Origin of the sequence: Moraxella sp. FZLJ2109, assembly GCF_024296965.1 — a bacterium.
In the GTDB taxonomy this organism is placed as follows: domain Bacteria; phylum Pseudomonadota; class Gammaproteobacteria; order Pseudomonadales; family Moraxellaceae; genus Moraxella.
The window spans coordinates 1786517-1798803 of sequence record NZ_CP101112.1 but is presented as its reverse complement, the minus strand read 5'-3'; the positions used below and the strand labels follow the sequence as shown (position 1 = coordinate 1798803).

At 44.8% G+C, this 12287-nt stretch carries 9 protein-coding genes and 2 tRNA genes; 6 read left to right on the top strand and 5 right to left on the bottom strand.

The features are described 5' to 3' along the window. Window positions 1–4: 4 nt before the first annotated feature. Together NKU06_RS08680 and NKU06_RS08675 are read right to left on the bottom strand one after the other, a co-directional pair. Complete coding sequence (locus NKU06_RS08680) at window positions 5–3145, bottom strand: efflux RND transporter permease subunit (protein WP_254730064.1); 3141 nt, start codon at window positions 3143–3145, stop codon at window positions 5–7. A gap of 19 nt (window positions 3146–3164) precedes the next feature. Beyond that, entirely contained in the window at window positions 3165–4601 is a 1437-nt protein-coding gene (locus NKU06_RS08675) for an efflux RND transporter periplasmic adaptor subunit (RefSeq protein WP_254730062.1), read from the bottom strand. A gap of 522 nt (window positions 4602–5123) precedes the next feature. Between NKU06_RS08675 and NKU06_RS08670 the strand changes: the two genes are divergently transcribed. Both NKU06_RS08670 and NKU06_RS08665 read left to right on the top strand, forming a co-directional pair. Beyond that, window positions 5124–5197, top strand: a tRNA-Cys gene (locus NKU06_RS08670). 73 nt (window positions 5198–5270) lie between these two features. Next, window positions 5271–5357, top strand: a tRNA-Leu gene (locus NKU06_RS08665). 71 nt (window positions 5358–5428) lie between these two features. Here NKU06_RS08665 and tsaA read toward each other — a convergent pair. After that, window positions 5429–6145: a tRNA (N6-threonylcarbamoyladenosine(37)-N6)-methyltransferase TrmO gene (tsaA, locus tag NKU06_RS08660; protein WP_254730060.1), complete on the bottom strand. Its 717-nt coding sequence runs from the start codon at window positions 6143–6145 to the stop codon at window positions 5429–5431. 54 nt (window positions 6146–6199) lie between these two features. Here tsaA and NKU06_RS08655 point away from each other — a divergent pair, with 54 nt between their 5' ends. The 3 genes from NKU06_RS08655 to NKU06_RS08645 all read left to right on the top strand — a co-directional run bounded on the left by NKU06_RS08655 (window position 6200) and on the right by NKU06_RS08645 (window position 8507). Beyond that, complete coding sequence (locus NKU06_RS08655; RefSeq protein WP_254728721.1) at window positions 6200–6853, top strand: IS1595 family transposase; 654 nt, start codon at window positions 6200–6202, stop codon at window positions 6851–6853. 155 nt (window positions 6854–7008) lie between these two features. Further along, complete coding sequence (locus tag NKU06_RS08650) at window positions 7009–7782, top strand: ferredoxin--NADP reductase (protein WP_254730058.1); 774 nt, start codon at window positions 7009–7011, stop codon at window positions 7780–7782. A 101-nt stretch (window positions 7783–7883) separates the two neighbouring features. Further along, window positions 7884–8507, top strand: coding sequence for a hypothetical protein (locus NKU06_RS08645; RefSeq protein WP_254730056.1), 624 nt, complete (start codon window positions 7884–7886; stop codon window positions 8505–8507). Window positions 8508–8592: 85 nt separating this feature from the next. Here the strand turns inward: NKU06_RS08645 and NKU06_RS08640 are convergent, their stop codons facing one another. Next, window positions 8593–9018, bottom strand: a complete 426-nt coding sequence (locus tag NKU06_RS08640; protein ID WP_254730054.1) for an HIT family protein — start codon at window positions 9016–9018, stop codon at window positions 8593–8595. Between the two features lie 104 nt (window positions 9019–9122). Here NKU06_RS08640 and NKU06_RS08635 point away from each other — a divergent pair, with 104 nt between their 5' ends. Further along, window positions 9123–9785, top strand: coding sequence for a hypothetical protein (locus tag NKU06_RS08635; protein ID WP_254730052.1), 663 nt, complete (start codon window positions 9123–9125; stop codon window positions 9783–9785). 241 nt (window positions 9786–10026) lie between these two features. On the opposite strand, the gene NKU06_RS08630 is transcribed toward NKU06_RS08635, so the two are convergent. Then, window positions 10027–11709, bottom strand: coding sequence for a BCCT family transporter (locus NKU06_RS08630; protein WP_254730050.1), 1683 nt, complete (start codon window positions 11707–11709; stop codon window positions 10027–10029). Window positions 11710–12287: the final 578 nt, after the last annotated feature.

Sequence of the window (12287 nt, the reverse complement as noted above, 5' to 3'; positions counted from 1 at the left end):
CCTCTTAGTGATCTTGTGTCATCTGGGCAGGCTTTGACTTATATGGGAACAAAGTACGCACCCATACATAGAACATCGGGATAAAGAACACACCCAATAATGTCGCCGTAATCACCCCACCAAGTACGCTTGTACCAACGGCATTTTGGCTGCCTGAGCCTGCACCTTTTGCCAAGTATAATGGCACAACACCAATACCAAATGCAAGTGATGTCATGATAATTGGGCGCAGACGCATACGAGCTGCCTGCATCACTGCTTCTTTGAGTGATTTGCCTGACTCTTGGAGCTCTTTGGCAAACTCAATAATCAAAATGGCGTTTTTGGCAGATAGACCAACAACGGTCAACAGACCCACTTGCAAGTACACATCATTGCTAAGCCCATGTATGGTGGTTAATAAAATCGCACCCAACACGCCCAATGGAATCACCAGTAGCACCGAGAATGGGATTGACCAGCTTTCGTACAATGCCGCCAAGCACAAGAACACCACCACGACAGCTAGTGCGTAAAGGAGTGGTGCTTGACCGCCAGATTTTTGCTCCTCTAAAGACAAGCCGCTCCACTCGATACCAACACCTTCAGGCAACTGCTTGGCAAAATTCTCCATCTCGGCCATCGCATCACCCGAGCTCTTACCCGGTACAGCATTGCCCGATAGCTCCATCGATGGTACGCCATTATAACGGACGACACTTGGGCTTGCGTATTCCCATTCACTGGTCGCAAAGGCACTGTATGGCACCATCTGCCCAGTATTATTACGCACATACCATTTGCTGATGTCTTCAGGTGTCACTCGACTATCAGGCTCACCTTGCATATAGACTTTTTTGATACGACCACGATCGATAAAGTCATTGACATAGCTACTACCCCACGCCATTGCAAGCGTTGAGTTGATATTGGTTGCAGGAACGCCAAGCACTTGGGCTTTTTCGTAATCAATGTTCAGCTTAAGCTTCGGAGCATCTTCTTGACCACCTGGACGGACACCAGTCACTACCTGACTTTGTGATGCCATACCAAGTAGCATATTACGCGCTTCAAGCAGCTTATCTCGACCAACACCACCATTATCTTTGAGCTGTAGGTTAAAACCATTTGAATTACCAAAACCCATAATCGCAGGCGGTGCCATTGAAATTACCATACTTGCTTCAGGAATGGTCATATTCATCATCATGGCACGATTGGCGATATTTGCCGCGGCATTCTCATCGCCCGTACGCTCGCTCCAGTCTTTGAGCTTGATGAACGCCATACCCATGTTTTGACCACTACCCATAAAGCTAAAGCCAGTAATCGAAAATACGCTTTCGACATTCTTTTCTTCTTGGGTTTGATAATACTGACGAACCTTGTCCATCACTGCTGAAGTCTTCTCTTCGGTTGTGCCTGCTGGCATCTGCACCATCGCAAATAGCACGCCTTGGTCCTCTTCAGGGACAAACGCGCTTGGCAGACGCACAAAGAAAAAGCCAAGTACAGCAATAATCGCCGCATAGACAACGACATAAATCAGCTTGGCATTAAAGGTTTTGCCAACAAATTTTTCATAACCGCTACTTGCCTTATAAAAAGCACGGTTAAACCAACCAAAAAAGCCTTTTTGGGTTTGAATATCATGGTGTTTTTTGCGCTTAAGAATCGACACGCACAGTGCAGGCGTAAATACCAACGCCACAATCGCCGACAGCACCATACTGGTAATCAGCGTCACAGCAAATTGACGATAAATCACCCCTGTCGAACCACCAAAGAAAATCATCGGAACAAACACGACTGACAAAATCAGTGCAATACCAATAACCACTTTACTGATCTCTTGCATCGATTCAATGGTGGCAGTCATTACTGACATTTCAGGATTTTCTTCAAGTAGGCGCTCAACATTCTCCACGACGACGATCGCATCATCGACCAGTAGACCAATGGCCAGTACCATTGCAAACATCGTCAAGATATTGATACTCATACCAAACATCGACAGCACAGCAAATGTACCTAGAATTACCACAGGCACCGCCAAAGTCGGGATGATGGTCGCACGCCAGTTTTGAAGGAATAAGAACATCACCACAAATACAAGTGCAATCGCCTCAAGTAGAGTATGCACAACTTGCTCAATCGACAAGCGGACAAATGGCGTGGTATCAAATGGCACAACATAGGTCAAGCCTTTTGGAAAGTTGGCTGACATTTGAGTCATTTTATCTTCGACCGCCTGACGCACTTCAAGCGCATTAGCACCAGATGCTAGGCTGATTGCCATACCTGCTGCGGTTTTACCATTGTACTTGGTGTTACTTGAATAATCTTGAGAGCCAAGTTCCACACGGGCGACATCTTTTAGATATACCTTTGCCCCTGCGGTATCAGTTTTTAGCAGAATATTTTCAAACTCTTCTGGAGTCTGCATCAGGCTTTGAACGCCAATACTAGCACTAATCAAAGCACGCTCATTATTGGTCGGTAGGCTAGCCAACTGACCTGCTGAGACTTGCACATTCTGCGACTGAATCGCCGCTGAGACATCAGATGGCATTAGGTTATAGGCACGTAGCTTGGCAGGGTCTAGCCAAATGCGCATCGCATAAGATGAACCAAACACCTCTACTGAACCCACGCCCTCGACACGGCTTAGACCATCAACAATATTGGTATTAAGATAATCACCAATATCCGCCTCATCCATACTGTCATCTTCTGAGACAAAGCCATAAACCATCAAAAAGCCACTGGATGACTTATTGACCGAGACGCCTTGACGCTGCACACTTTCTGGTAATGAACTGGTCGCTGATTGTAGTTTGTTTTGCACTTGGACTTGTGCTGTATCAGGGTCAGTACCACTTTCAAAGGTAAGCGTAACGCTTGCTTGACCGTTTGCAGATGAGCTAGATGACATATACATCAAACCATCCAAGCCTTTCATCTGTTGCTCAATCACCTGCGTCACTGAGTTTTCGATGGTCTGTGCATCAGCACCTGGATAGACAGCGGACACCTGTACAGTTGGGGGTGCAATCTGCGGATACTGCTCAATAGGCAATCCACGAATGGACAAAATACCCACCAACATAATCAATAATGCAATGACCCAAGCAAAAATCGGTCTTTGAATAAAAAATCGAGACATAAATTACCTATTTGTTGGGTTATTGAGCTTGTTTTGTGGTTTTGCCATCTACTTGCTCAGCAGGTCGTGCCATTGGCACAGCTGGTTGAGCTGGTGCTTGAGTTGCACTTTGTGCAGGCACACCCTGCTCAGTAGAATTGGATGTTGGCGCAGTTTGCCCCTGAGCTTGTTCTTGGCTGACACCTGCTGGTGGCAACTCACGTACATCCACTTCTTGATCCGCTTTGACTTTTGAGCCACCGATGATGACAACACGGTCGCCATTATTGATGCCACCTGTCACGATCCAGTTACCATTATAAGTGCCTGCGGTGGTAACATCACGCACTTCGATTTTGTTTTGGGCGTTGACCACATAGACTTGGGTTTCACCTTTTGCGGTGCGAGTGATGGCACTTTGTGGCAACAAGGCAGCATTTGGCACGACCGTCTGAATCAGGCGTGCATTGACAAACATCCCTGGCAATAGCTGACCGTTAGGATTTGGGAATAAGGCACGCAAAGTGACCGCACCTGTTTTTTCATCCACTTTGGCATTAGCAAGCAGCAAGCGACCAATGATAGGATAAGTTGTACCGTCTTCTAGTACCAACTGCACCTCTGGGCTACCTTGACCCATCTTGCCTGATGCAATTTCTTCACGCATCTTGAGCATCTCAGCAGAGGATTGACTGATATCGACATAGACTTGGTCAAGGCGATTGATGGTCACCATCGACTGCGATTGGTTCGCTGAGACCAGTGCGCCTGCGGTGACATTCGAGATACCGATACGACCTGTGATCGGTGCGCGTACGATGGTACGACCGACATCTAGCTCGCTTGCGCTTAGGCTTGCTTGTGCATTACGCACGGCTGATTGCGAACTTTGGATGATAGCTTCTGCTTGCTGAACAGCAGCGCGCGCGGCAGCGACATTCGCTTCAGCGGTGCGTACTGCGGTGATCGCTTGGTCATAGACTTGGCGAGAGACCGCTTCGACTTCGATCAGCTCTTTATAACGCGACAAATCTGCACGCGCCTGCGCAAGGTTTGCTTCTTGGGATTGCAGGTTCGCTTGTGCAGATGCGCGCGACGCCTTGGCATTGTTCACTGACGCTTCGGCACTAGCGATCGCTGCACGCGCCGACTCGATGGCACTGGTGTAGCTGTCCACATTGATGCGATACAGCGGCTGACCTGCTTGGACAATCGCCCCTTCGCGGAATAGCACTTCATCGACGATGCCTGTCACCTGCGGACGGACTTCAGAAGTCTCGACAGCCGCGACACGACCTGCGAAGGTCTGAATGATCGGCACAGGCTGCAATTGAATGGTTTGGATATCGACGGTCGCTTTTGGCGCTTGCTGTTGGGCTGCGGCGGCTTGCTGCTCGTCTGACTTGCTGCACGCAGTCAGTACACCAGTACCTGCCATCAGCGCAACGATCATCGCCACTTGAAATTTCACTTTCATAAGTATCTCATATTGGCTTTTAGATTATAATTAATTATAAAAATTAATCAGTTAAAGTTAAAAAATATCGTTCTATATCACTAAGCTTTTCATTTTGCCACATTTCAAAAAAAAAAAACGATTTCTATTAAATTTTTTAAAAATATAGCAATTTCTTCTAATTAATATAGAAACTGAATGATTGTATATAAAAACTGCATTTATTGACTGAGAACATCACCTAATGCCTTATAAATTGTTATAATATATAAGTTAAGTTGGATACATCGCGGTATGATTAGGTCACTCAATACAAACAATACAGCATGAGAGAAATATTTTGATTATAGCATGTTTTTCCTGGTGATTTCGAGCTATATTTTTGCTTTTTCGCCTTAGGTGACAAAAATGTGTCTTGCTTTTTGGTGATTTTTGTGTACAAAGCACTGACAAATCCTGCAAATTTGCGTTTTTTTGTCAAAATTTGAAAATTTCGCTTGTATTTTTAAAAATTTTTGGTAATATAGCACCCACTTCTTAAATGGCTGGATGGCAGAGTGGTCATGCAGCGGACTGCAACTCCGTGTACGCCGGTTCGATTCCGACTCCAGCCTCCATTTTTTTAGTTTACCAGCTTGTTTAATGATTTTTGCGTGATGATGTAAAAAAACATAAAAACAAGTAATTAATGCCCGGGTGGTGAAATTGGTAGACACAAGGGATTTAAAATCCCTCGCTCTTTTGAGCGTGCCGGTTCAAGTCCGGCCCCGGGCACCACCGTATGATCAAAGCCTTTATCGATAGGATAAGGGCTTTTTTGTTGCCATAAGATTTACCCGCCACTACTGCTATTCATCTACCACTCGTAAGCCTGTGATGACCATCACACCCATTTCATTCATCCAAAAATCCACATCCACCGCACCATATCGCATGGTGCTGGTCACTTCGATTTCAGCTTGACGATATGCCACTCGTGGGTCTTGGGCGATGAGATGTTGGATGATGCTTTTGTCTATCATCGCAAGCCTACCGTCTTGGCATAGTGTATCAAAGTCAGTACTTGCCTGCGTTGTCATAGCTACCGTCTTGGTCGTCGGCACATCGATCTCGCCACTGATGGCATCAGGCACGCTATCGACAAACGGCAGATACGGCTTGATATCGACAATCGGCGTACCATCCACCATATCAGCACCGATGATATGCAGTCGCACGCTGTGATGGCGAATCTCTACCTTTGACAGTCGCACCACTGACAGTCCGATCGCTGATGGGCGGTACATACTGCGAGTAGCAAACACACCGACTTTGTCATTGCCACCATAACGGGGTGGACGCACCTGCGGGCGGAAGTTGCCTTGGGATTTGTTTTGATGAAACTGCCACATCACCCACAGATGGCTGAATTTCTCAATCCCAACAAAGGCGGACGGCGTATCATATGGTGGCACAAACTCAATCACGCTTGCCACTTCGACGAGATTGGGCTGTCTTGGTGCGCCAAATTTTTGCACCAATGGCGAGTGATGATGTCCGATGATGGGTAACTGAACAGTAGTCATAGAGAATTTTTCTTAGGGGCTGTAGTAGATTAGCACTTATGCTATACTACAAACATGAAGATAACTCGTTGTAAATTAAGTAAAAAAGTTCAAATAAAACTGCTTGAATTTTTTGTTGCACAAGTTACTGCTAGAACAGCAAGTGATTTGCTTGGCATTCAGCACAATTCAGCAGCTTTATTTTACCGCAAAATCAGACTTGTGATAGAATATAATCTCAACCTTGAAGCTCACACTTTGTTTGATGGTGAAGTAGAGCTTGATGAAAGCTACTTCGGTGGCATTCGCAAAGGTAAGCGAGGTCGTGGCGCTGGTGGTAAAACAGCTGTATTTGGTCTTTTGAAGCGTAATGGCAAGGTTTATACTGTTGTGGTAAAAGATACCAAGCAAAGCACCTTAATGCCTATCATCTCAAGCAAAATCAAGCCAGATAGCATCGTTTACACAGATAGTTACAGAAGCTATAATGCTCTTGATGTGAGTGAGTTTAAACACTTTCGCATCAATCATTCCAAAGAGTTTGTCAAAGACCACAACCACATCAACGGCATTGAAAATTTCTGGTCTCAAGCTAAACGAGTACTTAGAAAATACAATGGCATTGACAAGAAAAACTTCCATCTTTTTATCAAAGAATGTGAGTTTAGATTTAACTACAGTACACCATCTAATCAGCTTAAAATATTGAGAAAATGGTGTGGGATTTAGACCTTATCTACTACAGCCCCTTTTCTTATTTATGCTAAAATAAACGGTGCTTATTCCAAATTTACGCTAAACCATTGGGTAAAAACTCGCTATTATAGCCAAAATTTCAATCATTGGCATATCCATTGCCAAGTATCCAATAATAAGAGTTCACTATGTCAAAGTTTATCACAGAAACCGTCACTTATGTGCATCATTGGAATGATAGCCTATTCACCATCAAGACCACCCGTGGCGATAGCCTTCGTTTTCGTAATGGTGAATTTGCGATGATTGGTATCATGGTCGATGGCAAGCCATTGGCTCGTGCGTACTCTATCGCTAGTCCAAACTGGGCAGAAGAGCTGGAATTTTTCTCAATCAAAGTGCCTGATGGACCGCTGACTTCTCGCCTACAGCATATCAAAGTTGGCGATGAGCTACTTATCAGCAAAAAACCAACGGGCACGCTTGTACTAGATGACCTACTACCAGGCAAACATCTGTATATGCTTGCCACAGGTACAGGCCTTGCACCATTCTTGTCGCTATGCCGTGACCCTGAAGTCTATGAACGCTTTGAAAAAGTCATCCTAGTGCATGGCGTGCGTCATGTCGATGATTTGGCGTATCGTGATTTCTTTGAGAATGAATTGCCAAATGATGAAGTCTTTGGCGAATGGGTGCGTGAAAAATTCATCTATTACCCAACGGTCACCCGTGATGAGTTCAAAAATACCGGTCGTGTGACTGACTTGATGAAATCAGGTAAGCTGTTTGAAGACATCGGTCTGCCTGTGATGAACAAAGACGACGACCGTGTGATGATTTGCGGTAGCATGGCGATGAACAACGACACTTGTGCTATCTTGGATGGCTTTGGTCTCACCATCTCGCCGCGTATGGGCGAACCTGCTGATTATGTGGTTGAGCGTGCGTTTGTGGGTTGATTGATTTCATAAATGTGAAAAGACGCACTAAGCAGTGCGTCTTTTTTTACACTTAATTTAAACTATGCTATAGTAATCTAAACTCATCAAAAGGATTGTTTATGAAAAAGTTTGCTATCGCCCTGCTATGCACTCTACCCTGTGCTACTTTTGCCGCCGATTGGACGCCGGTATTTAAGCCATGGGAGCAGTGCAAATCATCATCTATAGTCACCAAAATCGACAAAGCAGTCATTGGAACTCGTGCCGATTATCAAAAATACATCGATGCATACGATCTTGCAAGCCAAAATTGGCATGGTGATTATGATGATCCACGCTACAATGACCATTTGGCAAGCTATGGCGTCGATGACAATTTACTGGTATCAAAAAATGCTCTGCAAGGTAAATTCCCTACCATACCAACGCAATATCGCAAAGATATGGGCAAGGCTTATATCACCGATGGTAGCCATAGCAGTTCCATTTACATTCATGTACCACTTAATAATGCCAGACTGTACGGTATACCCATCAAGGAATATGTCGCAGGATTTGGACTTGAGACCGAAAGTCCGCCATCTTATGTCAATTTTGGCAACATTAGCGATGCTCAACTTGCCAAATTAAAGAAAATCAAGCTGAAATCAATTTATGAAGAAGCATTTGATGTAAATATTTCAGCTAGCTTTAATCGCAATGAAGAAACGGGCGAAGTGTGGTTTTATGATTGCACTTACTAATTACCAATCAAAAAAGCCAACATTATAATTTGTTGGCTTTTTGCTTTTTTGATAAACACTTTTATAAAAAAGAGTGATTTGGTAATTATTCACCAATGGCGGTGCGTAGCTGTTCTGCCAATTTGGCCAGTTCGTCTTGGTCGCCCATCTTGCTTTCGTGATGAGCAAAGGCACTAAAATGCGTCGGCACAAGGTGCATATGATAATGAAACACCGATTGACCTGCATCTGAGTGATTCAGCTGCATCTGGGTGATGCCTTGTACGCCAAGCACCGCACGCTGTGCTGCCATCACTTTTTGTGCAGTCTTAAACACCGCGCAAGCATATTCACACGGCAAATCCGACAGCTCGACCGCTTGGCACTTTGGAATCACCAGCACATGACCTTTTGCCACAGGCATGATGTCCATAAAAGCAAGCGTCTTATCATCTTCATAGACCTTGTGCGATGGGATCTCACCACGCAAAATCTTAGCAAAAATATTGGTATCGTCATAAACAGCAGTCATCATATTCCCCTTGATGCTTGGATGCAGAAAGATTTTACCAACATTCTACCACGATTTTATCAAAATATGATATAGTAGGATTTTTTGTTTAACCAGTTAGCATCATGAGCCAAAGCGCCGATATTTTAGAGCTTGAATTACAATCCATCTTAGTCGATGAGTCGTTTGTGTTTCGCGTGCATAATGTCAAAAATGTGCAAGTGACGCACCAGCTTGACTTGCCGCAGATGTTTTTGGCGCATTATGACAGCCTACCTGATGAGATCAAGGCAGACACGCCGCTCACCGCCAATTTGCTCAAAAAAATCAATCTGAAAATGAGCGCAAACGATGCCAATACCCTGCTTGGACTGCCCGCAGGCACGATTCGCCCTGCGCATCATATCAAAATCACAGGCACGACAGTCATCGTCTGCGATGATTTGCCATTAGCGCTGCATCTGAATTTTACCAACACCGCCAAGTCATCACAAGCCTTATACGGCAATGATCTGACCGAGATGATCACCAATGAAGCGGACAAATGGCAAATGGCAGGTCTTGTCAATGTCCTACACAAAAGCAGTCAGTTTCATCTAAATAGTCAAGATATGAGCGGTGGGATACTCACTATCGCGCCATCGACAGGCTTTGTGCAGCTGCCCAATGCCCACGCCCTTGCCACCACGTACACCATCAATACCATCAAGGCAAACACCCCTGATCGCTTGCAGTTTTTGCACGAGCGTATTATTGATGCAGTTTTGGCAAATGATGGTTTGGCATAATTTAAATTATCAGTATTACAAAAATCTTGAAACCATCCTAGTTGTTGTGCGACATCCGCACCATCAGGGAAAAGACATATCAATTTCTAAAATTTTCTTTAAAATCAAATACCTTTACCTACATCGATGTGTACAACACGCCCTACATATTTTATTTTTTAAATATAACAATTTAAAAAAAATGGGCGTATTGGATACATACGCCCACAGGTGGTTTTAAGATTAAATCAACATCACCAAATCATTTACCGTCATCTTCAGGCAATGCAAGCGGCCCTTTGAGCAGATGCTCATCAACCATCTCATCGGCTGAGTTATGATCGGCAGATTCTTGGGTAATGTACCACTGGCTCTTACGATACAAGGTCAAGCGATCGCGCCCAAGCCCCCGAAGCAGCGCGTACATCATCACAAATACGACCACCGCGAACGGCACACCAGCCACAATTGCAGCAGCTTGTAATGCTGTCAAGCCACCCGCGGCAAGTAGCACCACCGCCATCACACCTTCAGATGACACCCAAAACAGTCGCTGAATCTTCGGCGCGTCAGTCTCACCACCTGCTGTCAGCATATCCACCACAAGGCTTGCGCTATCAGCAGAAGTCACGAACCATAGTACGATCATCACAAGGATAATCACCATCAAGCCCTTGGTAAATGGATAATATTCCAACAGTTTAAAAATCGCACTGCCATAGTCAGCTTGCACCGCTTCGACCAAGCCAAAGTTGCCACCAAGCTCCATTTGTACCGCCACACCGCCAAACGCCGTGAACCAAAAGAACAGCAGCAACATCGGCACAAACAGCACACCGAACAAAAACTCACGAATCGTACGACCACGCGAAATGCGCGCGATGAACACACCGACAAATGGCGACCAACTCACCCACCACGCCCAATAAAACACCGTCCAACTCGCTTGCCAATTACTATCGCTATAAGCTTCATTCCACAGCCCAAGGGTGATTAGATTACCCGCATAATTGCCGACATTCTCCACAAAGCTATCAAAAATAAACTGCGTCGGACCAGTCACCACCACAAAGCCAAGAATCAGCAAAGTCACGATGATCGTCGCATCACTCAAGCGCTTCACGCCTTTATCCAGACCTGCCAACACCGATGCCGCCGCACACGCGGTGATACCAGCGATCAAAATGACTTTAAGCGTCATGCTCGGCGTAATGTCAAACATCTGCACAAGTCCTGTCTCAAGCTGCATCACGCCCAAGCCAAGACTGGTCACCACACCAAACATCGTGCCGAACACCGCCAAAATATCGACCGTATGCCCCCAACCGCCATAAATACGCTTACCAATCAGCGGAAACAGCACCGAACGCACCGACAGCGGCAGACCACGACGATAATGAAAATACGCCAAAGACAGCGCCACCACCGCATACACTGCCCACGCGTGCAGACCCCAATGCAAAAATGAAATCTGCATCGCTGCCTTTGCCGCTTCGACGGTCTGCGCTTGTTCAACGGGTGGCGAGACAAAGTGATACAACGGCTCAGCCACACCCCAATACAAAAGCCCGATGCCGATACCTGCCGAAAACAGCATTCCAATCCACGAACCGAAGCTGTACTGCGGCGTCTCGGTCTGATGCCCTAGGCGAATATCGCCATAATGACTCATCGCCAAATATAAGCAAAACACCAAAGCAATGTTAAATAAAATAATCAATGCAAAGCCAAAATGCGTACTGATCCACGACTGCAGATGTCCGAACAGCCAGCCAGCATGATCACTAAACAGCGCGCCATACAGCATAAACACAATGATCAGCGCCGCAGAAATGGCAAACACAGGCACACTTACCTTGGGGAAAATCCCAAAACGGCTGATATTCACGCCTGCTTGCATGATTTTTTCATCATGGCTTTGTGTCGATTTATCGGTTTGATTCATAAATCTCATCCTTTATCAAAAAGCACTTTGTTGGGATGGATTTTTAGTTGTATTATTTGACTGGTTAAACACTTTAAGTCAGACAAATTTGAAATAAAACGAGCGAAGTTGTACAAGCAGTGCAACAAGCAAGCTTAACGCAGTATTATTTCAAAGCTGTCAGACCATATCTCCCATGATGTCAATTTCGCGCAATCGGGGTGATCCCCATTTCCTTTTGCACAGAAAAATACAATTAAAAATCAATCATGTTTGGCAAACAGCCTAGCAAGATTTGCTTGATATTGCAAATTTTCCGATATATTGATGATGAATTTGGCAGTCATTTATTGATAATAAATTATCATAACTTATTGATTTATAATAATAAATATGCTTATATTTTAACTTGTATCAACTTTGTAATTATATATGAAAAGCCAATAAATTATTATATAACGAGAAAATTTGGCAAACTTTTGGTTGGGTCGGAATTAGCGCAAAGTTCGGCTAAAAAGCTGTCCAAAGCGCGTCAAACAATGCTAAAATAACCGAACAAATTTCATTCATGTCAAGTTTGACAAAATTATAGGAATAAC

Coding starts and splice junctions, on each gene's coding strand:
- NKU06_RS08680 (WP_254730064.1), bottom strand. CDS start 3,145: ATGTCTCGATTTTTTATTCAAAGACCGATTTTTGCTTGGGTCATTGCA.
- NKU06_RS08675 (WP_254730062.1), bottom strand. CDS start 4,601: ATGAAAGTGAAATTTCAAGTGGCGATGATCGTTGCGCTGATGGCAGGT.
- tsaA (WP_254730060.1), bottom strand. CDS start 6,145: ATGACTACTGTTCAGTTACCCATCATCGGACATCATCACTCGCCATTG.
- NKU06_RS08655 (WP_254728721.1), top strand. CDS start 6,200: ATGAAGATAACTCGTTGTAAATTAAGTAAAAAAGTTCAAATAAAACTG.
- NKU06_RS08650 (WP_254730058.1), top strand. CDS start 7,009: ATGTCAAAGTTTATCACAGAAACCGTCACTTATGTGCATCATTGGAAT.
- NKU06_RS08645 (WP_254730056.1), top strand. CDS start 7,884: ATGAAAAAGTTTGCTATCGCCCTGCTATGCACTCTACCCTGTGCTACT.
- NKU06_RS08640 (WP_254730054.1), bottom strand. CDS start 9,018: ATGACTGCTGTTTATGACGATACCAATATTTTTGCTAAGATTTTGCGT.
- NKU06_RS08635 (WP_254730052.1), top strand. CDS start 9,123: ATGAGCCAAAGCGCCGATATTTTAGAGCTTGAATTACAATCCATCTTA.
- NKU06_RS08630 (WP_254730050.1), bottom strand. CDS start 11,709: ATGAATCAAACCGATAAATCGACACAAAGCCATGATGAAAAAATCATG.